The organism is Enterobacter sp. PL_is379 (assembly GCF_055817355.1).
Window position 1 is genome coordinate 303,657 of the sequence record NZ_JBVPGT010000028.1, and the last position, 24,918, is coordinate 328,574.

The 24,918-nt window shown below is 55.6% G+C and carries 29 protein-coding genes; 13 read left to right on the forward strand and 16 right to left on the reverse strand.

The window, feature by feature from the left end; genetic code table 11:
• Positions 1-46 precede the first annotated feature (46 nt).
• Entirely contained in the window at positions 47-1,261 is a 1,215-nt protein-coding gene (locus AC0TOY_RS12280) for an MFS transporter (protein WP_267216711.1), read from the forward strand.
• Positions 1,262-1,336: 75 nt separating this feature from the next.
• Here AC0TOY_RS12280 and flgL read toward each other — a convergent pair whose 3' ends face one another.
• From flgL to flgB, 11 genes are all read right to left on the reverse strand, one after another.
• Complete coding sequence (gene flgL, locus AC0TOY_RS12285) at positions 1,337-2,290, reverse strand: flagellar hook-associated protein FlgL (RefSeq protein ID WP_024909019.1); 954 nt, start codon at positions 2,288-2,290, stop codon at positions 1,337-1,339.
• Positions 2,291-2,304: 14 nt separating this feature from the next.
• Positions 2,305-3,945 (reverse strand): flagellar hook-associated protein FlgK, encoded by a 1,641-nt coding sequence (gene flgK / locus AC0TOY_RS12290; RefSeq protein WP_248272243.1) that lies wholly within the window; start codon positions 3,943-3,945, stop codon positions 2,305-2,307.
• A gap of 75 nt (positions 3,946-4,020) precedes the next feature.
• Positions 4,021-4,974 (reverse strand): flagellar assembly peptidoglycan hydrolase FlgJ, encoded by a 954-nt coding sequence (flgJ, locus tag AC0TOY_RS12295; protein WP_024909017.1) that lies wholly within the window; start codon positions 4,972-4,974, stop codon positions 4,021-4,023.
• Entirely contained in the window at positions 4,974-6,071 is a 1,098-nt protein-coding gene (locus AC0TOY_RS12300) for a flagellar basal body P-ring protein FlgI (RefSeq protein WP_029740346.1), read from the reverse strand. The genes flgJ and AC0TOY_RS12300 overlap by 1 nt, the downstream gene beginning before the upstream one ends.
• A 12-nt stretch (positions 6,072-6,083) precedes the next feature.
• The gene (gene flgH / locus AC0TOY_RS12305; RefSeq protein ID WP_024909015.1) at positions 6,084-6,782 is read right to left on the reverse strand and encodes a flagellar basal body L-ring protein FlgH; all 699 of its coding nucleotides are present in this window, start codon (positions 6,780-6,782) and stop codon (positions 6,084-6,086) included.
• 57 nt (positions 6,783-6,839) lie between these two features.
• On the reverse strand, positions 6,840-7,622 hold the full coding sequence (gene flgG, locus AC0TOY_RS12310; RefSeq protein ID WP_008500810.1) for a flagellar basal-body rod protein FlgG: 783 nt from the start codon (positions 7,620-7,622) through the stop codon (positions 6,840-6,842).
• Positions 7,623-7,633: 11 nt separating this feature from the next.
• Positions 7,634-8,389: a flagellar basal body rod protein FlgF gene (locus tag AC0TOY_RS12315; protein WP_008500811.1), complete on the reverse strand. Its 756-nt coding sequence runs from the start codon at positions 8,387-8,389 to the stop codon at positions 7,634-7,636.
• Positions 8,390-8,409: 20 nt separating this feature from the next.
• Positions 8,410-9,660 carry a flagellar hook protein FlgE gene (gene flgE, locus AC0TOY_RS12320; RefSeq protein WP_061715547.1) on the reverse strand — a complete coding sequence of 417 codons (1,251 nt, stop codon included), beginning with the start codon at positions 9,658-9,660 and terminating at the stop codon, positions 8,410-8,412.
• A gap of 26 nt (positions 9,661-9,686) precedes the next feature.
• A complete protein-coding gene (flgD, locus tag AC0TOY_RS12325) occupies positions 9,687-10,397 on the reverse strand; it encodes a flagellar hook assembly protein FlgD (RefSeq protein WP_061715548.1) in 711 nt (236 codons plus the stop codon).
• 11 nt (positions 10,398-10,408) lie between these two features.
• Positions 10,409-10,813 (reverse strand): flagellar basal body rod protein FlgC, encoded by a 405-nt coding sequence (gene flgC, locus AC0TOY_RS12330; RefSeq protein ID WP_008500814.1) that lies wholly within the window; start codon positions 10,811-10,813, stop codon positions 10,409-10,411.
• A gap of 3 nt (positions 10,814-10,816) precedes the next feature.
• Positions 10,817-11,233 (reverse strand): flagellar basal body rod protein FlgB, encoded by a 417-nt coding sequence (flgB, locus tag AC0TOY_RS12335; protein WP_032639641.1) that lies wholly within the window; start codon positions 11,231-11,233, stop codon positions 10,817-10,819.
• Positions 11,234-11,390: 157 nt separating this feature from the next.
• Here flgB and flgA point away from each other — a divergent pair, with 157 nt between their 5' ends.
• The 3 genes from flgA (at position 11,391) to flgN (ending at position 12,867) form a co-directional block, all read left to right on the forward strand.
• Entirely contained in the window at positions 11,391-12,050 is a 660-nt protein-coding gene (gene flgA / locus AC0TOY_RS12340; protein WP_473721898.1) for a flagellar basal body P-ring formation chaperone FlgA, read from the forward strand.
• 93 nt (positions 12,051-12,143) lie between these two features.
• Entirely contained in the window at positions 12,144-12,437 is a 294-nt protein-coding gene (flgM, locus tag AC0TOY_RS12345) for a flagellar biosynthesis anti-sigma factor FlgM (protein WP_032650838.1), read from the forward strand.
• Positions 12,438-12,441: 4 nt separating this feature from the next.
• A complete protein-coding gene (gene flgN, locus AC0TOY_RS12350; protein WP_008500818.1) occupies positions 12,442-12,867 on the forward strand; it encodes a flagella biosynthesis chaperone FlgN in 426 nt (141 codons plus the stop codon).
• Positions 12,868-12,926: 59 nt separating this feature from the next.
• On the opposite strand, the gene murJ is transcribed toward flgN, so the two are convergent.
• From murJ to rimJ, 4 genes are all read right to left on the reverse strand, one after another.
• Positions 12,927-14,462, reverse strand: coding sequence for a murein biosynthesis integral membrane protein MurJ (gene murJ, locus AC0TOY_RS12355; protein ID WP_148769669.1), 1,536 nt, complete (start codon positions 14,460-14,462; stop codon positions 12,927-12,929).
• A 129-nt stretch (positions 14,463-14,591) separates the two neighbouring features.
• Positions 14,592-15,515, reverse strand: coding sequence for a Gfo/Idh/MocA family protein (locus tag AC0TOY_RS12360; protein WP_148769670.1), 924 nt, complete (start codon positions 15,513-15,515; stop codon positions 14,592-14,594).
• A 2-nt stretch (positions 15,516-15,517) separates the two neighbouring features.
• Entirely contained in the window at positions 15,518-16,168 is a 651-nt protein-coding gene (locus AC0TOY_RS12365) for a YceH family protein (RefSeq protein ID WP_148769671.1), read from the reverse strand.
• A 9-nt stretch (positions 16,169-16,177) separates the two neighbouring features.
• Complete coding sequence (rimJ, locus tag AC0TOY_RS12370) at positions 16,178-16,762, reverse strand: ribosomal protein S5-alanine N-acetyltransferase (protein ID WP_008500822.1); 585 nt, start codon at positions 16,760-16,762, stop codon at positions 16,178-16,180.
• Between the two features lie 236 nt (positions 16,763-16,998).
• Between rimJ and mdtH the strand changes: the two genes are divergently transcribed.
• The 9 genes from mdtH (at position 16,999) to AC0TOY_RS12415 (ending at position 23,675) form a co-directional block, all read left to right on the forward strand.
• Positions 16,999-18,207 (forward strand): multidrug efflux MFS transporter MdtH, encoded by a 1,209-nt coding sequence (mdtH, locus tag AC0TOY_RS12375; protein WP_024909006.1) that lies wholly within the window; start codon positions 16,999-17,001, stop codon positions 18,205-18,207.
• A 123-nt stretch (positions 18,208-18,330) separates the two neighbouring features.
• Positions 18,331-18,891 (forward strand): lipoprotein, encoded by a 561-nt coding sequence (locus AC0TOY_RS12380; protein WP_023311126.1) that lies wholly within the window; start codon positions 18,331-18,333, stop codon positions 18,889-18,891.
• A 126-nt stretch (positions 18,892-19,017) separates the two neighbouring features.
• On the forward strand, positions 19,018-20,064 hold the full coding sequence (pyrC, locus tag AC0TOY_RS12385) for a dihydroorotase (protein WP_473721899.1): 1,047 nt from the start codon (positions 19,018-19,020) through the stop codon (positions 20,062-20,064).
• A 74-nt stretch (positions 20,065-20,138) separates the two neighbouring features.
• Complete coding sequence (dinI, locus tag AC0TOY_RS12390; protein ID WP_008500826.1) at positions 20,139-20,384, forward strand: DNA damage-inducible protein I; 246 nt, start codon at positions 20,139-20,141, stop codon at positions 20,382-20,384.
• Between the two features lie 274 nt (positions 20,385-20,658).
• On the forward strand, positions 20,659-20,913 hold the full coding sequence (gene bssS / locus AC0TOY_RS12395; protein ID WP_008500827.1) for a biofilm formation regulator BssS: 255 nt from the start codon (positions 20,659-20,661) through the stop codon (positions 20,911-20,913).
• Between the two features lie 116 nt (positions 20,914-21,029).
• Positions 21,030-22,148: an N-methyl-L-tryptophan oxidase gene (gene solA, locus AC0TOY_RS12400; protein ID WP_473721900.1), complete on the forward strand. Its 1,119-nt coding sequence runs from the start codon at positions 21,030-21,032 to the stop codon at positions 22,146-22,148.
• 59 nt (positions 22,149-22,207) lie between these two features.
• Positions 22,208-22,321, forward strand: a complete 114-nt coding sequence (locus tag AC0TOY_RS12405; protein ID WP_032645429.1) for a DUF2770 family protein — start codon at positions 22,208-22,210, stop codon at positions 22,319-22,321.
• A 207-nt stretch (positions 22,322-22,528) separates the two neighbouring features.
• Positions 22,529-23,095, forward strand: coding sequence for a cytochrome b (locus AC0TOY_RS12410; RefSeq protein ID WP_208763753.1), 567 nt, complete (start codon positions 22,529-22,531; stop codon positions 23,093-23,095).
• Position 23,096: 1 nt separating this feature from the next.
• A complete protein-coding gene (locus AC0TOY_RS12415) occupies positions 23,097-23,675 on the forward strand; it encodes a YceI family protein (protein ID WP_473721901.1) in 579 nt (192 codons plus the stop codon).
• 41 nt (positions 23,676-23,716) lie between these two features.
• On the opposite strand, the gene trhO is transcribed toward AC0TOY_RS12415, so the two are convergent.
• Positions 23,717-24,766, reverse strand: coding sequence for an oxygen-dependent tRNA uridine(34) hydroxylase TrhO (gene trhO / locus AC0TOY_RS12420; protein WP_024909001.1), 1,050 nt, complete (start codon positions 24,764-24,766; stop codon positions 23,717-23,719).
• Positions 24,767-24,918 lie beyond the last annotated feature (152 nt).

The window sequence follows — 24,918 nt, forward strand, 5'->3', positions numbered from 1 at the left end:
GCGTACTGATAAAAAATAGCCGCACACGACGAATGAGGAACAACTTATGAACACAACAACGACTCCCCATGCTGTAAGCCGCTGGGTGATTTTTATGCTGGCTCTGGGGGCCGGTTTCAGCGTGGCATCAATCTATTACGCGCAGCCCCTGCTGCCGCTGATGGGTGCCGATCTGCATCTGAGCATTGAAGGTATGGGTCTGGTACCAACGTTAACTCAGGCAGGCTATGCGCTCGGTATCCTGTTCCTGCTTCCCCTGGGCGATCGCCACGACCGCAGGGCGTTAATTCTGATTAAAAGCGCAGCGCTGGCGCTGTTTCTTCTCGGCTGTAGCCTGACCGGGCAGATCCATTCTCTGCTGCTGGCAAGCCTGCTCATCGGCATGGCCGCCACCATGGCACAGGATATCGTCCCTGCTGCGGCGATTCTTGCACCAGAAGGTAAACAGGGGAAAACCGTGGGCACGGTAATGACCGGGCTGCTGATGGGTATCTTATTATCAAGAACCGTGAGCGGCGTAGTGGGCGAAGCGTTTGGCTGGCGCGTCATGTACCAGCTGGCGGCGGCGAGCATTGCGTTCATCGGGGTGATGATGTGGTTTGTGCTTCCCCGTTTTGCCATTCACTCCACGCTGAGCTATCCCGCACTGATGCGTTCAATGGAACATCTGTGGCGTCGTTATCCGGCGCTGCGCCGCGCGGCGCTGGCTCAGGGTTTTCTGTCGATTGCCTTCAGCGCCTTCTGGTCAACGCTCGCGGTCATGCTGCTGGAACGCTATCACCTTGGCAGTGCCGTAGCGGGTGGGTTTGGTATTGCGGGTGCCGCCGGTGCATTAGCCGCCCCGCTGGCGGGGGGTCTGGCGGACAAACTGGGCGCAGGAAAAGTTACGCAGCTTGGTGCCGTCCTAGTGACCGTTTCATTCGCCCTGATGTTCCTGATGCCCGCGCTGAGCGTTCATGGACAGCTGATGCTGATCGCCGTCTCTGCCGTCGGGTTCGACCTGGGTCTGCAGTCCAGCCTGGTCGCTCACCAGAACCTGGTCTACAGCCTTGAACCGCAGGCGCGCGGTCGTCTTAATGCCCTGCTCTTTACGGTGGTCTTTATCGGGATGGCGCTGGGCTCCGCGTTAGGCAGCAATATCTACTCGCTGGCTGGCTGGACGGGCGTGGTCGCGCTGGCCACCGTCTGTGGCGTCATTGCGCTGGTCATCCGTCTGATAGAAAGCGCGCGTGTCGCCTCCGTACCGGCGGAAGCCGCATAAAAAAAATGCCCAATCCAGACGGATTGGGCAGTAAAACATGCCCAGTTTCAAGACATGTTCCAAGAGGTCAAGATGTTATTTGTTCAGCTGGAACAGAGACATGCCCTGCATATCGCTAAACGCTTTATAAGACGCCTGCAAGGCCGCCTGCTGCATGGTGTAAGAGGAAATCGCTTCGTTCCAGTCGACATCTACCAGATCACTCATCTGCTTAGTCTGACCCAGGGCACGGTCATCTCCCAACGTATCGAGTTTTTCCAGTTCGTTCATCTTGGTTCCCACATCCGCAACGACCGTCAGGACGTTGTTCTGGGCGTTTTTGATGCCGATCTGCGCATTGGCAATCACCTGGTTTTGCGCCGTTGCGGCAGCCGGATCGTTCTCAATCGGCGTCTTCAGGGACGCAATGGCAGAATCCAGGATTTTGAACATGTTGGTCTGGCCATATCCACCGCCCGGCAGCTGTTCCGCATTACTGGTAATGCTTTCGAAAATTTGCTGTCCGGTATGGCTAATGGTCATATTTCGCGCCGTATCAACCTGCTGCGAGATGGCCTCTGCGCCGCCGTTATAATCCCCGGTCACGGCATCAAACGGTGCGCTCTCGGTTTTGTATCCCGCAAAGATAAAGCGGCCATTGCCATCCGTCGTGTTGGCCAGGTTCATCAGCTGATCGCGGATCCCCTGGATATCGGTCGCCAGAGAAAGACGGTCGTCATCGCTTAATGTGCCGTTCGACGCGTAAACTAACTTCTCGCGCACGCTTGAGATTGCGGTGTTCACCTGGGTTAACACGTTATCTTCCAGCGAGACCTTCTGCGTTGCAAAGGTACGCGCAAGCGCGAACTGGCTGTTTTGCGACTGAGATTGCGACAGAACGATGGCCTGCGACGCGGCGATAGGATCGTCCGAAGGACGGTTAACGCGCTTACCGGTGGACATTTGCTCACCGTAGCTCAGCCATCTGCTCTGGGAATCAGTGATCCCGCGCATGTTCTGCTCATACATCATCTGGGTGCTAATACGCATTATTCACCTCAACCTTAACGAATGTTGATAATTGCATCGAAGAGCGTACTGGCAGTCTGGAGAACCTGGGCGTTCGCCAGGTAATACTGCTGATAACGCTGCAAATTGCCATACTCTTCGTCGAGGTTTACCCCAGAGATGGTCTGCTGCTGCTTGATTAACTGCGTTTCCACATTGGCTTTCGTCTGGCTGCTCACCTTCAGTGACGCCGTGGAGCTACCGACGGTACTGACGAGAGAGGCATACGCATCGTTGAAGGTTTTATTTCCACCCACCACTTTGCCGTTTTGCAGATCGAGCAGTTTCTGGCCGTTACGGTTGTCACTTTCGCCGCCGTTCTGTACCGACGCCATCGCCAGTTTGGACTCGTCGCTGATCGCCAGATCCATGTTCATGATGACGTTGGAAACCGGCTTCACGGTGAAACTGTCTTTGGTATTTGCCGTACCGCTCACGTTGACGTTAAGGCCATCAAACGACAGATTACCGCTGGCATCCGGGCTCATCGTAAAGCTGGTTTTGTCTGATGTGCGGGTGACCGTCCAGTCAGTGCCGTTAAACTGCAGCTTATAGTCAGTCGCCTGGACCTGTTTGCTGTCCGCCACAGAGGCCGTAACAACCGCCGATCCGCCGTTCTTGCTGTTGGACAGCACCGCAGGCGAACCAAAGTTGAACAGCTTACCGCCCGCATCACCGTTTGCATCAAAACCGGCTTCATGCTGCGTGTTCATCGCATCGGCAAAGGCCAGCGCCATCTGGTTCAGAGTGTTACGCGCTTTATCCAGATCTTCATTACGGAAGGTCAGTAAACCGCCTAAAGAACCGGTGGTGATAAATTTCTCGGGGATCTCAATATTACCCGCCACGTCATCGACGTAGGCGATGGTCGTACGCGCCGGATCGGCGCTGGACTTCACGGCAGCCAACTGGCTGGCTTTGCTGCCCTGCACCAGGCTGTAACCATTGCCGAGAGAGATATTAAACGTGCCGCTATCCTGTACGGAGACTTCCACGCCCACGATTTTGTTCAGTTCAGTCACGAGCTGATCGCGCTGGTCGAGCAGGTCGTTAGGCGAAGCCCCCGCGCCAACGCCAGTCAAACGAGAAATCTGATCGTTCAGATTCGCAATCTGTGTCGCGTAGTTGTTGATCTGAGACACGCTGCTTGAGATGGCGGTATTGACCTGCGTATCCTGGTCACGAAGATACTGATCGTTGGTTTTGAACTGATTGACCAGACCCCCCGCTTTCCCCAGCACCGTCTGACGTGCAGCCGGGTCTTCCGCGTTGCTCACCAGCGTTTGCAGACTCTTGAAGAAATCCTGCAGGGTGGTGGAGAGCGAGTTGGTAGTATCGGAGAGCACGTCGTCGATTTTTGACATCTGCTGGTAGCGCGTCGTCAGGCCGCTACTCTGCGTCTGCGCGGCGCGCAGCTGGTTGGTGATGAAGGCGTCATACTCACGCTGGACACCGGAGACATAGACCCCGTTACCCACCCAGCCACCGCCGGTCAGCGTGCTGTTAGATGCACCCAGCACCGTGGTCTGGCGGGTGTAACCTGCCACGTTATAGCTTGAAATATTATTACTGACGGTATTGAGTGCCGACTGAGCAGCACTGAGGCCACTCATGGCGCTGTTAATCAAACTGGACATGGGGGTTCCTTTTATACGTTCAGACACGAGTCCTGATGAAGGTTATCGGCAACCTCCACCGGGACTTGAGAACTTTCAGAACAGATTTTCGATATCTGTGCTATAGGCTTTGCTGACCTTCTCGCCCATGGATTTCAGCTGCTGGATCATGCTGGTGAGCTTGCGTGCATAGTTCGGGTCGGTCGCGTAGCCCGCGTTTTGCAGCGCCTGAGCCCCCTGCTCCGCCGTCGCCGCCTGCGTAACGGCGGTATAACGCGGATTTCGGCTCAGCAGGCCAACATAATCGGACAAGGCTTCCAGATAAGAGCTGTAGACGCGGAATTTGGCTTTGACCTTCACCGCCGCACCGTTCTCGTATTCGGTGGTCGTGATCTCCGTTGTCGGCCCCTTCCAGCTGGAGGTGGCCTTCACGCCGAAGATGTTGAAGCTCGGCTCGCCGTTTTCCTTGCGGATCTGACGCTGACCCCAGCCCGACTCCAGCGCGGCCTGCGCCAGAATCAGGTGATGCGGCACGCCGCTCTGTTCGCTGGCAAGGCGCGCAGGCAGAGAAAGCTGCGCCAGGAAGTCTTTGCTGTCACCGGAGAGCGGCTCATCGCCGCTGCCCGTGGCTTTTGGCATCGCTTTACGCACCAGCTGCGTCAGGGCCTGGTTCTGATAGCTGGTCACCGTTTCCAGGTCGAACTTCATCGGCACCTGCTGCGGCTGCTCCTGAGGCTGAATGCCCTGCGCGGCTTCGGTCTGTTTGACAATCATGTCAGCCAGACCGAGGCCTTTACCCGCAGTCATCTGCTGCGCAATCTGCTGGTCATACATGCTGGTGTAGAGACGCGTTGAATCACTGCTGAACATCCCGTCTTTCGGCAGGGTTTCACGCATGCTTTTCAGCATCATCTGTACAAACATCCCTTCTACCTGGCGGGCGACCGGGCGGATGTTCGCCGCCGGGTCTTTACCTGCTTTGGTTTTCAGTTCGTTGAGCGACTGGGCGTCCCAGGCTGCACTGGTCAACAGTTTGCTATCGGTCAGCATTAGATGATTTCCAGTTTGGCGCGCAGGCAGCCCGCGCTTTGCATCGATTGCAGGATAGACATCAGATCCATCGGCGTTGCCCCCAGGGCATTCAGGGCACGCACCACGCTGTTCAGGTTGGCGCTGGAGCGCACGCTTTGCAGTGACCCGCCGCTCTGACGCATATCAATCTGCGTTTGCGGCGTCACCACCGTCTGACCGCCACCAAATGGCGTATTCGGCTGGCTCACGTTCGCGGAGCGGTTTACCGTCACGGAGAGGTTACCCTGCGCCACGGCGCAGCTGTCGAGCGACACTTCCCGGTTCATGACCACCGAGCCGGTACGGGAGTTGATGATCACCTTCGCATCCTGGACCGGAACATTCACTTCCATATTCTGGATATCTGCCAGCATGCGCACCTGGTTGCTGCTGCCGGTAGAGGTACGGATCTGTACGGTGCGCGCATCGAGTGCCGTTGCATTACCGTAGCCGCGGCTGCGGTTGATGGTATCGGCAATCTGCTGCGCCATCGTGAAGTCTTCATTATTGAGCTGCAGGTTAATGGTATTGCCCGCGCCAAACTGAGTCGGCAGTTCACGCTCAATGATCGCCCCGTTGGTAATCCGTCCACCGTTGAGCTGGTTCACCTGCACGCTGCTTCCGCCTGCGGATGCTCCCGCACCGCCGACCAGAATGTTCCCCTGCGCCAGCGCATAGACCTGGCTGTCAACGCCTTTCAGCGGGGTCATCAGCAGCGTACCGCCGCGCAGGCTTTTGGCGTTACCCATTGAGGAGACCACCACGTCAATGGTTTGTCCCTGGCGCGCAAACGCCGGGTAGGACGCGGTGACCATTACTGCCGCCACGTTTTTCAGCTGCATGTTGGTTCCCGCCGGCACGGTAATGCCGAGCTGGGAAAGCATGTTGTTCAGGCTTTGGGTGGTGAACGGCGTCTGGGTCGTCTGGTCACCGGTACCATCCAGGCCCACCACCAGACCGTAGCCAATCAGGGAGTTTTCACGTACGCCCTGAACGCTGGTGAGATCGCGAATACGGTCAGCCTGGGCAAACGTTGCCACCAGCGCAAGCGCCACGGCGAAGATCGATTTAAACATGGGTCACCTCGCTTACATCGGCGATAGATTAAGGAAGAAGCGCTGCAGCCAACCCATATTTTGCGCTTCATTGATATAGCCGTTACCGACGTACTCAATGCGCGCATCCGCCACCTGGGTGGACGGAACGGTGTTGGTGCCGCTGATGGTGCGAGGGTTAACCACACCCGAGAAGCGAATGAATTCAGTGCCCTGGTTGATGGCGATCTGTTTTTCACCCACAACGTGTAAGTTGCCGTTAACCAGAACCTGGTCAACCGTGACCGTCAGCGTACCGCTGAAGGTGTTGCTGGCGTTCGCGCCGCCTTTGCCGTTAAAGGTGTTGCCGCCGGACGCGTTCACATCAGCACGCGCGTTGCCGAACAGCCCTTCGAGATAGCGTGGCACGGTATCGAAGCCAAAATTGGTTTTGCCATCGCGGCTGGCATTCGCCGACGAGCTCTTGCTCGCGCTGACGTTTTCCTGCAGCACAATGGTCAATGTATCGCCGACATTACGCGGGCGGCGATCTTCAAACAGCGGCTGATAGCCGTAATTAATCGGCTGCGCGGTCTGGAAAATGGAGCCGTTTACCACTGGCGCAGGGCCAGGAACGGGCTGGGCAGTCGTCGCACCCTGGACCAATGGTTTGGACGGGATCAAAGCACACCCGCTGAGGGTGACAGCCAGAACAGTCAGTATCGGATAACGAAACGCCGCGTTTTTTTGCATTGCCTTCATCTTCGAAAACAGGGAGCCGGCGCGGCGTTTACCGCACCGGGCTACACCTTAGAGTTGCGTCAGTTTCTGCAGCATCTGGTCGGTCGTCGACACTGCTTTACTGTTAATTTCATACGCGCGCTGAACCTGGATCATATTCACCAGCTCTTCCGCCACGTTCACGTTGGAGGTTTCAACATAGCCCTGGTACAGTAGGCCCGCACCGTTCAGGCCCGGGGTGCTCTCATTTGGCGTACCGGAGGATTGCGTTTCGGTGTAGAGGTTCTCACCAATGCTTTCCAGACCGGTATCGTTCATGAAGGTGGTCAGGTTGAGCTGCCCAACCTGAACCGGCGCGGCCTGTCCCTGCTGGGTCACGCTGACCACACCGTCACGTCCGATGGTGATGCTCAGGGCGTTGGCCGGGATGGTGATCGCAGGCTGGACCTGGAAACCGCCCGCCGTCACCAGCTGGCCGTTCTGATCGACCTGGAACGAACCGTCGCGGGTATAAGCAGAGGTACCGTCAGGCAGCTGCACCTGGAAGAAGCCCTGCCCTTTGATTGCCACGTCTTTACTGTTGTTGGTCTGAGACAGGTTGCCCTGACTGTGCAGACGCTCGGTGGCCACCGGGCGAACACCGGTACCGATCTGCAGGCCCGAAGGCAGAGTCGTCTGTTCAGAAGACTGCGCCCCCGGCTGGCGGATGGTTTGATAAAGCAAATCTTCGAAAACGGCGCGCTGACGCTTGAAACCATTGGTGCTCACGTTTGCCAGGTTGTTGGCAATCACGTCCATATTGGTTTGCTGGGCGTCCAGGCCTGTTTTCGCGATCCATAAAGAACTGATCATAAGGAGTCCTGTTAACTCATAGCCAGAAGTTGGTTAGCCTTGCCCGCGTTTTCATCCACGCTGCTGATGATCTTCATCTGCATTTCAAAGCGGCGGGCGCTGGCGATCATGTCGGTCATGGCTTCGACCGGCTTGACGTTACTGCCTTCCAGAACGCCGGACATCACGCGGATGCTCGGATCGGCCTGTAACGTGGCACCCCGCGTCGCCTGCGCCGCCTGGGTCAGACGGAACATGCCGTCATCGCCACGCTGCACCTCTTTGCCTTCCGCCTTAACCAGCTTCAGACGTCCGACGGGCGCAACGGTGTTGGCCGGGTCGCCCGGGTTCAGCGCCGAAATGGTGCCGTCCGCGGCGATAGTCAGCTCAGAGCCTTCCGGCACGGTCAGCGGACCCGCTTCCCCCATTACCGGATGCCCCTGAATCGTCAGCTGGCCCGTCGCGCTCACCTGGATGTTCCCGTTACGGGTATAGCCTTCGCTGCCGTCGGCCGTTTGCACCGCCAGCCAGCCGTCCTGCTGCAGGGCAACATCCAGCGGGCGTGAGGTATAGTCCATCTGCCCTGGCGTCATATCGGCGCCTGGGGTTGATGCCGTCACCAGCGTACGGGTTGGCAGGGAAAGCCCTTCTACCGGCACCGCGCGCAGCGCATTAAGCTGCGCGCGAAAGCCCGGCGTTGAGGCGTTTGCCAGGTTGCTGGCGGTAACGGCCTGCTGATTGAGCGTCTGGCTTGCCGCGCCCATCGCGGTATATATTGCGTGATCCATTGCGCTTTCCTGTTAGCCGCTTAACGCAGGTTAACCAGCGTGTTGAGGATCTGATCCTGGGTTTTGATGGTCTGCGCGTTCGACTGATAGTTACGCTGCGCGACGATCATGTTCACCAGTTCCTTACTCATATCCACGTTGGAGGCTTCCAGCGCGCCGTTGGTCAGCTTGCCGAAGTTACCGGTGCCTGCGGTACCCAGCAGCGCCACGCCGGAGGACTGAGAGGCAGACCAGACGTTGTCGCCTTCTGATTTCAGACCTTCGTTGTTGGCGAAGTTTGCCAGCACGATCTGACCCAGAACCTGAGACTGTTCGTTAGAGTAGCTTCCCACCACGGTGCCATCGTCGTTGATCTGGTAGCTCACCAGATCGCCTGGCTTGTAGCCGTTCTGATTGGTTGCCACCACGCTGTTCGCACCGGTGTTCTGCTGCATGGAGTTCAGGAAGCTCAGGGAGAAGGTCGCAGCCGTCGCACCGCTGACAGAACCCGTGGTGATGTTAATGGCCGGCGTGGCGTTTGGCGTTGCGCTCAGTACACCCGCAGCGTCGTAGTTATAGACACCCGCCAGGTTACCGTTCGCATCAAAGTTCATCTGCGCCGCTTTCGCTGCTGTAGAACCTGCAACGCTGCCGTCCTGAGTGTAAAGATCCCATTTATTGTTGGCCGTCTTCACGTAGTAGACGTACATGTTATGGGCGTTACCCTGGCTGTCGAATACGGTCACGGTCCCTTTTTTGTTATAGGTGTCCGGGTTGGTCGCATCGAAAGGGGCCGTTTGAACAGGGTCGGTTGAGTTCAGGTTGATCTGCTGCGTCGCGGTGGTGGTCGATTTTGCCGCCATCAGGGTATTCGGGATAGTAATCGCCTGAGGGTTCGCACCGGTCTGAACGGTAGGCGGCGTACCCGCTACCGGGTAGCCCGTCAGCTGCATGCCCTGCATGTTCACCAGCGTACGGTTTTCGTCCAGCTTGAACTGACCGTTACGGCTGTAGAACACAGAGCCGTTGGAATCGACCATACGGAAGAAACCGTTCTGGCTGATAGCAACGTCCAGACCACGACCGGTGTTGGTGGTGGTACCGTCGGTAAAGTCCTGAGTGATGCCCGCAACTTTCACGCCCAGGCCGACTTTGGAACCGGCAAACATGTCTGCAAATGATGCAGAACCGGATTTAAAACCATAGGTCGCGGAGTTGGCGATGTTGTTGCCAATGACGTCCAGGTTGGTGGCCGCAGCATTCAGGCCGCTGACCGCTTGAGAAAAGGCCATGACTTACTCCTGATAAGTGTTAAGGCTTAGATAATCTGCCGAACTTCGTCGAGTGTGGTGGAACCCGAGGTTCCCAAATCCAGTTTGTTGCCGTCGCTTCCTTTAATCACGCCCTGGACCAGCGCGAACTGCAGCGGCTGCGCTACCAGCTGGGTTGTCCCGTTGCTGGCGCTGATCGCTACTTTGTAGGAACCGTTTGGTGCTTTCGTGCCGTCGGTCAGGCTGCCATCCCAGGTAAAGGTGTGAACACCCGCCTTCAGCTCGCCGATATCAATGGTGCGCACGACCGTGCCGTTGCTGTCGGTAATGGTTGCGGTTACTTTCTCCGCCGCCTGCTGCAACTCAACGCCAAACGGCGTGGTCGTCGTGGTGGTATTGCCGTCGGTGGTGCTGCTACCCGCCAGAATCGTGGTTCCCGGGATCATCACCCCGTGGCCAATCAGGCTTGCCGCCTGCAGAGACTGGGCGCTGTTAATCTGCCCAGAGACGGAACCGAGGGTGGTGTTCAGTTTCTCAATGCCGCTCACGGTACTGATCTGCGCAAGCTGCGTGGTCAGTTCGTTGTTCTGCATTGGGTTGGTGGGATCCTGGTTCTTAAGCTGCGCCACCAGCAGCGTCAGAAAGCTGCCCTGAAGATCGGCGGCGTTACTCCCCGTCAGGGAGTTAGAACCCGTCGTACTCTTTGTGTTGTTAACACCCGAGTTCGTAGGATCATTCACATTTACGGCGATGGACATGCATGTCTCCTTTACTGGCCGAGAGTGAGTGTTTTGAGCATCATGCTCTTCACGGTATTAAGCACTTCGACGTTGGCCTGGTAGCTACGGGAAGCCGACATGGAGTTCACCATCTCACCCACCACATCCACGTTTGGCATCTTCACGTATCCGCTGGCATCCGCGAGCGGGTTACCCGGCTCATACACCAGCCTGTCAGGCGCCTGGCTCTCTACCACATCAGACACCTTTACGCCGCCTGTCGCCGCGCCCGGCGCAGCATCGACCTGAAAGACAACCTGTTTGGCACGATAAGGCTGGCCGTCGGGTCCGGTGACGCTGTCGGCGTTCGCCAGGTTACTGGCGGCCACGTTCAGGCGTTTGGACTGTGCGGTTAACGCCGAACCGGCGATATCAAAAATATTCAACAAGGCCATCTATCAGTTCCCCCCCTGCAGGACGTTCATCATGCCTTTGATTTGTCCGCCGAGTACGGTCAGGCCCGTCTGGTATTTCAGGCTGTTATCGGCAAACTGGGTACGCTCCCGGTCCATATCCACGGTATTACCGTCGAGTGAGGGCTGATCGGGAATGCGGTAAAGTAAATCGGTCGCTGGCGCGGTCATCGCCTGAGCAGGAATATGGCGAGAGGATGTTATGGCAAGTGCAACACCCGTTCCTTCGGCACGTCCACGCTCCATCACCTTTTTGAGTTCACTGGAAAAATCAATATCGCGCGCCTGAAACCCTGGGGTATCGGCGTTAGCGATGTTGGCGGCTAAAATCTCCTGCCGCTGGGCGCGTAAATTGAGCGCTTCCTGCTGAAAACGTAACGCGGCGTCGAGTTTATCGAGCATGTCTCCTCCGCTGATGGCAAAATTTCAGTTCACAGCTTAAATCTCACCCGGTCTCCCCTATCGACGGAATAAGCGCAAAATGCGTCGCTATTTATTGCGTTGATGCAAAACCACTGCAGGTAAAATTCATTCAACTCTGGAAACGGTGGAACTTGCGATGCAAACGTTAAAACGTGGCCTGATGGCAATTTTCTGGCTGTTTAGCCCGCTGGTGCAGGCTGAAGGCTTACAGGATCAGTTGACGGCTTTCTTTGCTGAGAAGCTGGCAGGCTTTAGCGATGACGTTACCGTTACCGTGCGCACGCCACCGAATCTGTACCTGACGTGTGACCAGCCTTCGTTCAGCGTGGTGGGGTTCACAAAGCTTTGGGGGAATGTGAACGTGCTGGCACGCTGCGCCAACGAAAAACGCTATTTACAGGTTGCAGTTCAGGCGACGGGCAATTATGTTGTCGCCGCCGTGCCCATTGCGCGCGGCAGCGTGCTGCAGACGAACAGCGTGACGTTAAAACGCGGCCGTCTGGATCAGCTGCCTCCACGCACCATGCTGGAAATAAATCAGGCACAGGACGCCGTCAGCCTGCGTGATGTTGCACCAGGCCAGCCGATACAGCTCTCAATGCTGCGCCAGGCATGGCGGATAAAAGCGGGCCAGCAGGTGATGGTGGTGGCCAACGGAGAGGGCTTTAGTATCAACAGTGAAGGGAAAGCGTTAAACAATGCCGCGGTGGCGCAAAACATCCGCGTCAGAATGTCCTCAGGCCAGGTGGTGAGCGGAACCGTCGATTCTGATGGGAATATTCTGATTAACCTATAATCTTTTTAAAGATTTCGCGGCGCGTGCCGATAAATATTCCACTAATGATGATGTCAGGCGCAAACGCCGCGAACCCTCGATGAGGACAACACTATGAGCATTGATCGTACATCAGCCCTGAAGCCGGTAAGCGCTGTACAACCTCGCGAAACGAATGACACTCCTGCGCAGAAAACGCGTCTGGAAAAACCGTCAACGTCCAACAGCACCAGCGTGACCCTGAGCGATGCGCAGGCGAAACTGATGCAGCCAGGCACCAACGATATCAATATGGAACGTGTTGAAGCGCTGAAAACGGCTATTCGTAACGGTGAACTGAAAATGGATACCAGCAAGATCGCTGATGCCCTGATTCAGGAAGCACAGAGTTTCTTACAGAGTAACTAACCGTATGAGTCGACTGTCAGAAATACTGGATCAAATGACGGTTGTCCTGAACGACCTGAAAACGGTAATGGACGCTGAACAACAGCATCTCTCTTCCGGTCACATCAACGGCAGCGCGCTGCAGCGTATTACTGAAGATAAGAGTTCGCTTCTGGCGACGCTGGATTATCTGGAGCAACAACGCCGCGCTGAGCAGGATCCGAAGCGCAGCGCCAATGACGATATTATTGAGCGCTGGCAGACCATTACCGAAAAAACCCAGCACCTGCGCGATCTTAACCAGCATAACGGCTGGCTACTGGAAGGTCAGATTGAGCGTAATCAGCAGGCACTTGAGGTGTTGAAACCGCATAAAGAAACCGGACTGTACGGTGCGGATGGTCAGACAGCGACTGCGCGTATTGCGGGTGTGAAAAAGATTTCGATTTGACGCATCAGCGACAAATCATGCAGTGGGGAGCACCATAAGGTGAACTCCCCTTTTGGCGTTTATGCCGTCCGGCGGGCAAACTCTTTCACTTTAAAGCCCAGCACCGCGAGCGTGGCAAAGTACGCCAGTACCCCGACGCCCACCACGGCCATCAGCCGCATCAGACGGTAGGGCATGGTGCCCTGAGACCACTCCGGCATCACGTACATCATGCCGAGCAGCGCGGCAGACATCACCAGTACCGCCACGATCAGACGCACCAGGAAACTTCCCCAGCCCGGCTGCGGTGTAAAAATATCCTGCTTGCGCAGCTGCCAGTACAGCAGCCCGGCATTCAGACAGGCAGCCAGACCAATCGATAATGACAGGCCTGCATGCTTCAGCGGACCAATAAACGCCAGGTTCATCAGCTGCGTCATAATCAGCGTCACAATGGCAATTTTCACCGGCGTTTTGATGTCCTGACGCGAGTAGAACCCGGGCGCCAGCACCTTGACGACGATCAGCCCCATCAATCCGACCGAGTAGGCAATCAGCGCGCGCTGGGTCATGGCGGCATCAAAGGCGGTGAATTTCCCGTACTGGAAGAGCGACACCGTCAGCGGTTTGGCCAGAATACCCAGCGCCACCGCGCTTGGCAGGGCCAGCAGGAAGCAGAGACGTAACCCCCAGTCCATCAGGCGGCAATACTCATCATGATTACCGCTGGCAAAACTTTTCGACAGCGACGGCAGCAGGATGGTCCCCAGCGCCACGCCCAGCACTCCGGACGGGAACTCCATCAGACGGTCGGCGTAGTACATCCAGGAAACCGAGCCGGAAACGAGGAACGAGGCAAAGATGGTGTTGATAATCAGCGAGATCTGGCTGACGGAGACGCCGAGAATAGCGGGCCCCATCTGCTTGATGACGCGCATCGCCCCGGCATCTTTGAGATTGATGCGCGGCAGCACCAGCATGCCGATTTTTTTCAGATGCGGCAGCTGATACGCCAGCTGCAGCACGCCGCCCACGGTGACCGCCCAGGCCAGCGCCAGCACCGGCGGGTTGAAGTGCGGCGCAGCGAACAGGGCAAAGCCGATCATGCTGACGTTGAGAAACGTTGGCGCAAACGCCGGAACAGAGAAGCGGTTCCAGGTATTCAGGATCGCCCCCACCAGCGAGGCCAGCGAGATCAGCAGAATATAGGGGAAAGTAATGCGCAGCAGCTGCGAGGTGAGCGCAAACTTGTCGGCCGTATCGGCAAAACCTGGCGCGGTTACCATAATCACCCACGGCGCGGCCAGCATCCCGAGTACCGTCACCACCGCCAAAGCCAGCGTCAGCAGCCCGGAGACATAAGAAACAAAGACGCGCGTCGCGTCTTCACCCTGCTTGCTTTTATATTCCGCCAGGATAGGCACGAATGCCTGGGAAAACGCCCCTTCAGCAAAAATACGACGCAGCAGGTTCGGCAACTTGAACGCGACGAAAAAGGCGTCCGTGGCCATCCCTGCACCAAATACCCTTGCCACAATGGCGTCGCGCGCAAAACCCAGCACGCGGGAAAACATGGTCATCGAGCTGACGGCCGCCAGCGATTTTAATAAGTTCATTAACGTGAATTTCCAGAACCATACGGATTTGTGAGCCGGGTAAGCGTAAGCGCCACCCGGCAAAGCCAACAAGCGGCGCTTAGTCTAACCGGATTTCAACGAATTACTATCCGCAGATGTTACAGCGAGTTATTCGCTCATGGCCTCGCGCCAGAGCCTTTCCACAATGCGCTGCGCCATAATGGCCTGCTCACCGGACGTTTCAGGAACCGTCTGATTTTGCACGCAGGTGATAAAGTGGCGGGCACAACCGGCAAAACCGCGCTGTTCAAGCGTGCTCTGCCAGCCAGGGGCAGGTAGCGTCACCACGCCGCTGCCCTTCTCTTCCCGCCATTCACGCATGTCGGTTATGTCGTACAACGCGCCGTCGGTGACGGCCTGGACGGATTCACGCTGACTCCCCGCACGACGATGCATGCTGGTCGTGATCTGCAGATGGTCAATCGCGAAATGATGTTCGGCGTAGACCATTTCACCCTGCTCGTTCGTCAGTAGCGTGCCACTTTGCAACTGTGCATTGCCGCTGGTGAGCCACAGCGCCGTATCCACAACGTGCAGATAGTCATCCAGCAGCGTGAAGCGCAAATCGTTTGGCCCAATGCTGTCGGTACGGTGCTTATCCATCCGCAGCGAGGCGAGCGTTCCCGACTGCGCCTTCAGCTGTTGATAAAGCGGCGCAAAGCGGCGGTTGAAGCCCACCATCAGCGTCAGTTTTTTGCGCGCGGCCAGCTCAATCAGCCGTTCGGCATCCTGAACATTTTCAGCCAGCGGTTTATCCACGCAGACGTGAACCCCCAAATTGAGCAGCTCGCTCACCACCTGATAGTGGGTTGCCGTTGAGGTATGCACAAAAACCGCATCACACTCGCGGGCCAGATCCTGCAGGGAGGCAGCATACGGCATGCGCCAGGTTTCGCAGATACGTTCTGCCTTTTCTCGGGTGGGTGACCATGCCCCTTGCAGGGTCCAGTCCGTCGCCGCACCTAAAACAGGCAGCCAGGCTTTTTGCGCGATGCCGCCCAGCCCCACCACGCCTACGCGTAATTTTTTCACCGTCAGTCTCCCAAATGTGCCAGCAACGCATCCAGACGCTGTTTCAGCCCGGCGACCTCATCTTCCAGCGCCTCTACGCGGGCAACCAAATCGTCATCTCCAGCACTAATATCGGTTGCGCTGGATTTAACTGAAATATCAACTTCACCACTGAACAGATGCATATAGCGGCTTTCGCGTTTTCCCGGCTCTCGCGCCAGACGCACCACGTATGGGCCGTCTTCACGCGCGGCTAGCCCTTCCAGGGTCTGCTCGACCTCCTGCATATCGCTGAACTCATGCATACGGGAAGCGCGCGTGCGCAGCTCTCCCGGCGTCTGTGCCCCGCGCAGCAGCAGCGTGGTGATGACCGCCACTTCCGCACTGCTCAGCTTCAGGTCGCCAAATTCGGAGTTACAAAAGCGCTGTTCGTATTTGGTCACGCGGTTGCCGAAGCCGCTGACGGTGCGCAGATAGTGGCGTTTTACCAATGCATCGAGCACGTCCTGAACCTCATGCTCGCTGAGGTTCATCACCGGCTCGCGGTTGGTCTTCTGGTTGCAGGCCATGGTCACGGCGTTGACAGAGAGCGGATACTGCTCCGGCGTGGTGACCTGTTTTTCGAGTAAGCACCCAATCACGCGTGCTTCTGTACCGTTTAGCTGATACTTCATCTTTTCTCCTTAACGACCTGCGGTCCAGTCCCGGGTGGTTAACGCCGTCAGAACGTGGTCGCGCCACTCTCCGTCTATCAAAAGATAGTCTTTGGCGTAACCCTCTTTCTCGAACCCTAAACGCGCCAGCAAATTGCCGCTGCGCTGATTATGCGGCATATAGTTCGCCATGATGCGATGGATATGCTGCGTGCGTTGCATATAGCGGATCGCCACCGTTAACGCCTCGTACATCAGCCCCTGCCCCTGCCATTTCTGGCCGATGGAGTAGCCAAGGTAGCAGGCATGAAACGATCCCCGCACCACGTTTGAAAAATTGGCGATCCCGATAATCTCTTTCTCTTCAGGATCCAGCAGCGCGAAATAAAACGCGCTGCCCTGCTTGTGAAATTCCGTAATCATGCTGAGGCGCGCCTGCCAGCCGGAAGGGTAACAATGGCTCTCATCCCGAACGGGTTCCCAGGGTTTTAAAAACTGGCGATTCTCGGCGTAATAATCCGCCAGACGCCAGGCATCACGCTCATGCACCAGACGAACGACCAGCCTGTCCGTTGTCAGACGCACTTTTGGCACATTACTGCGATAGCCAAACATCGATACCACTCCTTCCCGTCACTTCAGCTTACCCATTAGCTTTACTATACCTGCGCCTGCGCCGTCTGTGAAAACAGTGACATACCATTTTCACCTCTTTTCACACTTTTCGATGAGAACTCTCTATCAAAGCACCCTTTTGATAAAAAAATATTGTCGCGTTCAGGGGTGGGAAAAAACGCGGCGACACCGCAGAATGTTAGCGTGCTCACCATCTTATTTTCCCTGGAGGGAAAATGTCCCGCGTATCACAGGCCAGGAGCCTGGGTAAATATTTCCTGCTCGTCGATAACATGCTGGTCGTGCTCGGCTTTTTTGTCGTTTTCCCGCTGATATCGATTCGCTTTGTCGATCAAATGGGCTGGGCGGCATTAATGGTTGGCATTGCCCTGGGGTTACGCCAGTTTGTCCAGCAGGGGCTGGGCGTCTTTGGCGGGGCCATTGCCGACCGCTTTGGCGCTAAACCGATGATCGTGACCGGTATGCTGCTGCGCGCAGCAGGCTTTGCCACGATGGCGGTCGCCCAGGAGCCCTGGCTGCTCTGGTTCTCCTGTTTCCTCTCCGGTATCGGGGGCACGCTGTTCGATCCGCCGCGCACCGCGCTGGTGGTGAAGCTTATTCGCCCTCAGCACCGCGGCCGCTTCTTCTCGATTCTGATGATGCAGGACAGCGCCGGGGCGGTTGTTGGCGCCCTGCTGGGAAGCTGGCTGCTGCAGTACGACTTCCGTCTGGTCTGCGCGGCTGGGGCGGTGCTCTTTATTCTGTGCGCGCTGTTTAATGGCCTGTTCCTGCCCGCCTGGAAACTGTCGACGGTCAAAGCACCTGTCCGGGAAGGGCTTGGCCGCGTCCTGCGCGACAAACGTTTTGTCACCTATGTGCTGACATTGACGGGCTACTACATGCTGGCTGTGCAGGTCATGCTGATGCTGCCGATCATGGTTAACGACATTGCTGGCACGCCTGCTGCCGTTAAATGGATGTACGCCATCGAAGCCTGCCTGTCGTTAACGCTGCTTTATCCGATTGCCCGCTGGAGCGAACGGCGTTTTCGTCTGGAGCATCGCCTGATGGCCGGGCTGTTCCTGATGACGCTGAGCATGATGCCGATCGGGCTGGTGAACTCTCTCCAGCAGCTGTTTACCCTGATTTGCACCTTCTATATAGGGTCGATCATCGCCGAGCCTGCCCGTGAAACGCTGAGCGCCTCCCTTGCGGATGCGCGTGCGCGCGGCAGCTATATGGGTTTCAGCCGGCTCGGGCTGGCGCTTGGCGGCGCATTAGGTTACGCCGGGGGCGGCTGGTTGTTTGATGCCGGCAAAGCGTTAAACCAGCCCGAACTCCCGTGGATGATGCTCGGCGTGGTGGGCTTTATGACGCTTCTTGCCCTGTGGTGGCAGTTCAGCCAGAAACGCAGCGCGAGCGGTATGCTCGAGCCTGGCGCGTAGCCTTTCCCTCGGGCGGGTGTCCCTCCCGCCCCACTTCTCAGTTTTTTCTGCTGGTTTCTGCCCATTCACGCTGACATACTGGCGTAACAGGACAGAAGCGCCGATTTTTCGTTGAGGAACACTATGAAGAAAATTGTCTTTGCCGCTGCATTAGTTGTCAGCGGTCTGCTGGTTGGCTGTAACCAGCTCACGCAATATACCGTCAGTGAACAGGAAATTAATCAGGCGCTGGAAAAACATAACAATTTTTCTAAAGACATTGGCGTGCCGGGGCTAGCGGACGCGCATATCGTGCTCACGAATCTGACCAGCCAGATCGGGCGTGAAGAGCCAAACAAAGTCACCCTGGCCGGTGACGCGGATCTTGATATGTCCTCCCTCTTTGGCAATCAGAAAGCCAACATCAAGCTCAAGCTGAAGGCACTCCCCGTTTTCAACAAAGAGAAAGGGGCGATTTTCCTCCAGGAGATGGAAGTCGTCGATGCGCAGGTGTCGCCGGACAAGATGGCGCCGGTTCTGCAAACCCTGATGCCCTATCTCAACCAGTCGCTGCGTAATTATTTCAACCAGCAGCCCGCGTACGTCTTAAGCGAAGATAAAAGCAAGGGCGAAGCCCTGGCGAAAAAATACGCAAAAGGCATAGAGGTTAAGCCGGGTGAAATCATCATTCCTTTCACCGATTAACCTGAAGGGCGCTGCGGCGCCCTTTTTTTTACGGAAAAGTGTGCAAACGAAAACGTTTCCGCTTATGATTTGTGTCCGGCAAAAACAGCCATCCTTATGACTGATTCCTGACAAGCCGGAGCTTCCATGACTGCACAACCCCAGGTTCTTAAAATCCGCCGCCCTGACGACTGGCATATCCATCTGCGTGATGGCGATATGCTGAAAACCGTCGTGCCTTATACCAGCGAAATTTATGGCCGCGCGATTGTCATGCCTAACCTGGTTCCACCAGTCACCACCGTCGATGCCGCGATAGCCTATCGCCAGCGCATCCTGGATGCCGTGCCTGCGGGACACGATTTCACCCCGTTGATGACCTGCTATCTGACCGACTCGCTGGACCCGAACGAAGTGGAGCGTGGGTTTAACGAAGGCGTATTTACGGCGGCGAAACTCTATCCGGCGAATGCCACCACCAACTCCAGCCACGGCGTCACCAGCATTGATGCCATCATGCCGGTTCTGGAGCGCATGCAGAAACTGGGCATGCCGCTGCTGGTCCATGGTGAAGTCACGCATGCCGAGATTGACATCTTCGACCGTGAAGCCCGATTTATCGAGACCGTGATGGAGCCTCTGCGCCAGCGCCTGCCCGCGCTTAAAGTGGTCTTTGAGCATATCACCACCAAAGACGCGGCAGAGTACGTGCGCGACGGCAACGATCTTATCGCCGCCACCATTACGCCGCAGCACCTGATGTTTAACCGTAACCACATGCTGGTGGGCGGGGTGCGCCCTCACCTGTACTGCCTGCCGATTCTCAAGCGCAACATCCACCAGCAGGCGCTGCGCGAGCTGGTTGCCAGCGGGTTCTCCCGCGCGTTCCTCGGCACCGATTCCGCGCCTCACGCCCGCCACCGTAAAGAGGCAAGCTGCGGCTGCGCAGGCTGCTTCAACGCCCCAACGGCGCTTGCCAGCTACGCGACCGTATTTGAAGAGATGAACGCGCTGGAACATTTCGAAGCGTTCTGCTCCCTTAATGGCCCGCGCTTCTACGGCCTGCCGGTCAACGACAGCTTCATCGAACTGGAGCGTAAAGCGAGCCACGTTGAGGAGTCCATTGCGCTGACGGATGACACGCTGATCCCCTTCCTGGCGGGCGAAACCGTTAACTGGACGGTAAAACTTTAAAAAATCAATGCCCCTTGTTGTCAAACCGATAATATACCTGTATAAATAAACAGTATATTACACAGGGGGCATTTATGCGTATTGAAGTCACCATAGCCAAAACAACTGTTCTGCCTGCCGGCGCGCTTGATGCACTGGCAGGCGAATTATCCCGCCGTATTAACAACACCTTTCCCGACAACGCGGGTGCCGTAACGGTGCGTTACGCCGCGGCGAACAACCTCTCCGTCATTGGTGCGGCGAAAGAAGATAAAGATCGCATCAGCGAAATCCTGCAGGAAACGTGGGAAAGCGCAGACGACTGGTTTATCACAGATTAATACTGCTCCCTCATTGTGTTTTTTTGCCGGGTCGCCCCGGCTTTTTTTTGTCTAAAAATACGGTAAGTTCAAATTAATTCGGCATCTTCTTTAAGAATCGTGAACAAGATGGTGTTTTATTGTTCGAACAATCCTAAAAAGCAGAAAAATGTGTTGCCACCTGTTTATTTTTCCCTTCGGAACCCTTATTACTTGGTATACTGAAGATGCTTTCAGAAAAACATGCATTGAACCTCAAAGCCGTTGTCTTCTAACACGCATTAAGGGGGTTATAATGGAAAAGAATAGTGAAGTGATCCAGACCCATCCACTTGTTGGCTGGGATATCAGTACCGTAGATAGCTACGATGCGCTGATGCTGCGTTTGCACTACCAGACCCCGAATCAACTCAACCGTGAAGAAGCGGAAGTTGGACAGACGCTGTGGCTAACAACAGACGTCGCCCGTCAGTTTATTTCTATTTTAGAGGCAGGTATTGCAAAAATAGAATCTGGCGACTATCAGGAAAATGAGTATAAACGGCACTAAGCTTATGCCCACTTTTCTCTCTACAGGCACCCTCGCGGTGCCTTATTTATTTCTCCCTTGTCTAACTCCGCGTTGTTAATTACTCTGCTAACAAAACGTCAGTTTATGAGATGCATATGAGATACGACTTAATCATTATTGGTAGCGGCTCCGTGGGTTCCGCTGCCGGTTATTACGCAACACAGGCAGGTCTGAAGGTCCTGATGATCGATGCCCACCTCCCTCCCCATGCGGAAGGCAGCCATCATGGCGATACCCGCCTCATGCGCCATGCGTATGGAGAAGGCGAGCGCTATGTCCCGCTGGTGCTTCGCGCCCAGACGCTGTGGGATGAACTGGCGAAGCAGACCGAAGAGCGTATTTTCGAGCGTACCGGGGTTATCAACCTTGGTCCGGCTCATTCGGAATTTCTTGCCGGCGTCGAGCGCAGCGCGAAAGCCTTTAATCTGGACGTTGAGAAGCTGGACGCAACGGGCATAACCGCGCGCTGGCCTGAAATTAGCGTCCCGGACGATTATATTGGCCTCTTTGAAGCCCACTCCGGCGTACTGCATTGTGAAACAGCGATCAAAACCTGGGTCGACCTTGCCGCGAAAGCCGGCTGTGCACAGCTGTTTAACTGTCCGGTGGAGGCCATCACCCATGACGAGAATGGCGTCACGGTAACGACCCTTGACGGTGAATATTCCGCGGTTCGCCTGCTCGTCAGCGCAGGAACCTGGGTCACTCGCCTGCTGCCGGACCTGCCGATCCAACCGGTGCGCAAGGTCTTCTCCTGGTTCCAGTCGGATGGTCGTTACAGCGTCCAGAATAAATTCCCGGCCTTCACCGGGGAATTACCGAATGGCGATCAGTTCTACGGTTTCCCTTCCGAGAAAGACGCGCTGAAAATTGGTAAACACAACGGGGGCCAGGCGATCACCTCCCCTGAAGAGCGTAAGCCTTTCGGCGCCTTTCCTCAGGATGGTTCGGAAGCCTTCTCGTTCCTGCGAACTATTCTTCCGGGCGTCGGTGGCTTGCTGTATGGTGCAGCCTGTACCTACGACAACACACCGGATGAAGACTTCATCATTGATACGCTGCCCGGGCATGACAACACCCTGCTCATCACCGGGCTGAGCGGCCACGGCTTTAAATTCGCTTCCGTGCTAGGTGAAATCGCCGCGCAGTTTGCTCAGGGTATCACGCCGCAGTTTGATCTGACGCCCTTCTCACTCTCGCGTTTTAACGGATAATCCACACGGGCTCCGGACGTCCCGGGGCCCGTTTCACTCACACTGCATTACGGGGCGTTATGCGCAGGATCGTTAGCTTTCTGATGAATAATATTCGCGAGCATTTTATGCTCTATCTCTTATTGTGGGCGCTGTTGGCCATTATTGATTTTGTTTACATTGTATTTTACTGAAAAGCCTTACTGACAATAATTGACGTTAATTTATCTTTACTGAAACTCACCATTTCGCTTGCACGAAGAGATTGAATTAGCGTTAGCGATCCTTTTCAAAATTGCTGAAATAAATAAAATAAAAATCAATAGACAATTATTTCAGTTGCAATATCCCGCCTTCCCGTTCATTTTTACTTTCCGGTTAATTTGAAAATGGACATTCTGATGCAACTGCGTAACTCCTCCCGGCGCTACGGAATAATATCCATAGGGTTGCACTGGATATTTGCTCTTGCCGTCTACGGTATGTTTGGACTTGGGCTCTGGATGGTCACGCTCAGCTATTACGATGGCTGGTATCACCAGGCGCCGGAGTTGCATAAAAGCATTGGTGTCCTGCTGATGCTGGGCCTGGTTTTCCGCGTGATCTGGCGACATATTTCCCCACCGCCTGCCGCGCCGAAGACCCACAGCAAATTTACCCGCGTCAGTGCAGTCGCCGCGCATATTGCGCTCTATGCGCTGCTCTTCGCCATTCTGATTAGCGGATACCTTATCTCGACGGCGGACGGTAAGCCGATTAGCGTCTTTGGCCTTTTTGACGTCCCGGCAACGCTCAGCGATGCGGGCGCTCAGGCTGACACTGCAGGGGTCGTTCACCTCTGGCTTGCGTGGAGCGTCGTGATCCTGTCCGTACTTCACGGGCTTGCCGCCCTCAAACACCATTTTATTGATAAAGACGATACGCTAAAGCGCATGCTTGGCCGCTCGTCAGTTGACTCTGGAGCATAAAATGAAAAAACACCTGCTGGGTATCGCCCTGGGTTCTCTGTTATTCACCGCCGGTTCCGCCGTGGCGGCTGATTATAAAATTGATAAAGAGGGCCAGCACGCTTTCGTCAATTTCCGTATTCAGCACCTGGGTTACAGCTGGCTGTACGGTACCTTTAAGGATTTTGACGGCACATTCACCTTTGACGAGAAAAATCCTGCCGCCGACAAGGTCAACGTGACCATTAATACTAACAGCGTTGATACCAATCATGCTGAACGTGATAAACATCTGCGCAGTGGGGAATTCCTCAATGTCGGGAAATACCCACAGGCTACTTTCACCTCCACGGAAGTGAAAAAAGACGGTGATAAGCTGAATATTACCGGCAACCTGACGCTTAACGGCGTAACAAAACCGGTCACGCTGGAGGCTAAATTATTGGGTCATGGTGACGATCCGTGGGGCGGTAAACGCGCAGGATTTGAAGCAGCGGGTAAAATTCATCTGAAAGATTTTAATATCACAACGGATTTAGGCCCGGCGTCTCAGGACGTGGAGCTGATTATTTCCGTTGAAGGTGTACAGCAGAAATCATAATAGATTCGCCCGGCAGGCTTTTGCCGTGCCGGGCGTTATTATCATTCCGGGTCAGGGATACCCAGTTTGGTATTCAGACGGCCGCGTGATTTATTGAAAATCTTGTTGCCGTTTTCACGTCCTGCACGACGGCGACGCTGTTCTTCTTCCGGCAGGATGCTCTCTTCGCTGCACAATTCGCTACAGCAGCCGTTAAACTTCTCGGCACAGGCCGGGCACTGAATAAACAGCAGATGACACCCGTCGTTTTTGCAGTTGGTATGGGTATCGCACGGCGCGCCGCACTGGTGGCACTGGGCAATAACGTCTTCCGAGATACGTTCCCCCATACGCTCGTCAAAGACAAAGTTTTTCCCGATAAAGCGTACCGGTAAACCCTGTTCACGGGCGCGGCGGGCATACTCGATAATGCCGCCTTCAATATGCCAGACCTTATTAAAACCGTTGTGCTTCATCCACGCGCTGGCTTTCTCACAGCGGATACCGCCGGTGCAGTACATAACGATCTTTTTATCTTTATGTTCCTGCATCATCTCAACCGCTTTGGGCAGCTGCTCGCGGAAGGTGTCGGCCGGGATTTCCATCGCGTTCTCGAAATGCCCCACTTCGTACTCATAGTGGTTACGCATATCAATGAACACAGCATCCGGATCGTCCAGCATCGCATTCACTTCCGCAGCCTTCAGATATTCGCCGACATCCGCCGGGTTAAACTCAGGATCGTCGATACCGTCCGCCACGATGCGTTCACGCACCTTCATGCGCAGCACCCAGAAGGATTTCCCGTCATCATCCAGGGCAATGTTCAGGCGTAAGCCGTCGAGGGCCGGATCGAAGTGATAAAGAACGTCGCGGAAAGCGCTGACTTTGCTTTCCGGTACGCTAATCTGCGCGTTGATGCCTTCACGGGCAAGGTAGACGCGTCCGAAGACGTTCAGGGCCGTGAACGCCTGATAAAGCGCATCGCGGGTTGCCTGCGGATCGTTGATCGTGAAGTATTTGTAGAAAGAGATGGTGGTGCGCGGTTCGGTTTCAGCCAACATACGCGCTTTTAACATCTCATTCGACACGCGGTTGTGTAACACTGGCATGGTGTACAGTCCTGGAATCGTTAGAGAGAATGAAAAATCGGTCGGCATCATATAGCAAATAAAACTAATTTACATCCACACAATTTACGCTACATTTCACACACCCTGATTAATCAGGCTTAACAATTGCTGTATTCGTGCACGCTTCGAAA

What these genes read in the sequence shown, in the direction of transcription:
- flgH (WP_024909015.1), bottom strand. Translation starts at nt 6,782, where the DNA reads ATGCAAAAAAACGCGGCGTTTCGTTATCCGATACTGACTGTTCTGGCT.
- flgG (WP_008500810.1), bottom strand. Translation starts at nt 7,622, where the DNA reads ATGATCAGTTCTTTATGGATCGCGAAAACAGGCCTGGACGCCCAGCAA.
- flgC (WP_008500814.1), bottom strand. Translation starts at nt 10,813, where the DNA reads ATGGCCTTGTTGAATATTTTTGATATCGCCGGTTCGGCGTTAACCGCA.
- flgL (WP_024909019.1), bottom strand. Translation starts at nt 2,290, where the DNA reads ATGCGTATTAGCACCCAGATGATGTATGAGCAGAACATGCGCGGGATC.
- AC0TOY_RS12300 (WP_029740346.1), bottom strand. Translation starts at nt 6,071, where the DNA reads ATGTTTAAATCGATCTTCGCCGTGGCGCTTGCGCTGGTGGCAACGTTT.
- AC0TOY_RS12405 (WP_032645429.1), top strand. Translation starts at nt 22,208, where the DNA reads ATGCGCAGGATCGTTAGCTTTCTGATGAATAATATTCGCGAGCATTTT.
- mdtH (WP_024909006.1), top strand. Translation starts at nt 16,999, where the DNA reads ATGTCCCGCGTATCACAGGCCAGGAGCCTGGGTAAATATTTCCTGCTC.
- AC0TOY_RS12410 (WP_208763753.1), top strand. Translation starts at nt 22,529, where the DNA reads ATGCAACTGCGTAACTCCTCCCGGCGCTACGGAATAATATCCATAGGG.
- flgA (WP_473721898.1), top strand. Translation starts at nt 11,391, where the DNA reads ATGCAAACGTTAAAACGTGGCCTGATGGCAATTTTCTGGCTGTTTAGC.
- flgN (WP_008500818.1), top strand. Translation starts at nt 12,442, where the DNA reads ATGAGTCGACTGTCAGAAATACTGGATCAAATGACGGTTGTCCTGAAC.
- rimJ (WP_008500822.1), bottom strand. Translation starts at nt 16,762, where the DNA reads ATGTTTGGCTATCGCAGTAATGTGCCAAAAGTGCGTCTGACAACGGAC.
- AC0TOY_RS12415 (WP_473721901.1), top strand. Translation starts at nt 23,097, where the DNA reads ATGAAAAAACACCTGCTGGGTATCGCCCTGGGTTCTCTGTTATTCACC.
- bssS (WP_008500827.1), top strand. Translation starts at nt 20,659, where the DNA reads ATGGAAAAGAATAGTGAAGTGATCCAGACCCATCCACTTGTTGGCTGG.
- flgD (WP_061715548.1), bottom strand. Translation starts at nt 10,397, where the DNA reads ATGTCCATCGCCGTAAATGTGAATGATCCTACGAACTCGGGTGTTAAC.
- flgJ (WP_024909017.1), bottom strand. Translation starts at nt 4,974, where the DNA reads ATGCTGACCGATAGCAAACTGTTGACCAGTGCAGCCTGGGACGCCCAG.
- AC0TOY_RS12280 (WP_267216711.1), top strand. Translation starts at nt 47, where the DNA reads ATGAACACAACAACGACTCCCCATGCTGTAAGCCGCTGGGTGATTTTT.
- solA (WP_473721900.1), top strand. Translation starts at nt 21,030, where the DNA reads ATGAGATACGACTTAATCATTATTGGTAGCGGCTCCGTGGGTTCCGCT.
- AC0TOY_RS12365 (WP_148769671.1), bottom strand. Translation starts at nt 16,168, where the DNA reads ATGAAGTATCAGCTAAACGGTACAGAAGCACGCGTGATTGGGTGCTTA.
- flgM (WP_032650838.1), top strand. Translation starts at nt 12,144, where the DNA reads ATGAGCATTGATCGTACATCAGCCCTGAAGCCGGTAAGCGCTGTACAA.
- AC0TOY_RS12315 (WP_008500811.1), bottom strand. Translation starts at nt 8,389, where the DNA reads ATGGATCACGCAATATATACCGCGATGGGCGCGGCAAGCCAGACGCTC.
- dinI (WP_008500826.1), top strand. Translation starts at nt 20,139, where the DNA reads ATGCGTATTGAAGTCACCATAGCCAAAACAACTGTTCTGCCTGCCGGC.
- pyrC (WP_473721899.1), top strand. Translation starts at nt 19,018, where the DNA reads ATGACTGCACAACCCCAGGTTCTTAAAATCCGCCGCCCTGACGACTGG.
- flgK (WP_248272243.1), bottom strand. Translation starts at nt 3,945, where the DNA reads ATGTCCAGTTTGATTAACAGCGCCATGAGTGGCCTCAGTGCTGCTCAG.
- flgB (WP_032639641.1), bottom strand. Translation starts at nt 11,233, where the DNA reads ATGCTCGATAAACTCGACGCCGCGTTACGTTTTCAGCAGGAAGCGCTC.
- murJ (WP_148769669.1), bottom strand. Translation starts at nt 14,462, where the DNA reads ATGAACTTATTAAAATCGCTGGCGGCCGTCAGCTCGATGACCATGTTT.
- trhO (WP_024909001.1), bottom strand. Translation starts at nt 24,766, where the DNA reads ATGCCAGTGTTACACAACCGCGTGTCGAATGAGATGTTAAAAGCGCGT.
- flgE (WP_061715547.1), bottom strand. Translation starts at nt 9,660, where the DNA reads ATGGCCTTTTCTCAAGCGGTCAGCGGCCTGAATGCTGCGGCCACCAAC.
- AC0TOY_RS12380 (WP_023311126.1), top strand. Translation starts at nt 18,331, where the DNA reads ATGAAGAAAATTGTCTTTGCCGCTGCATTAGTTGTCAGCGGTCTGCTG.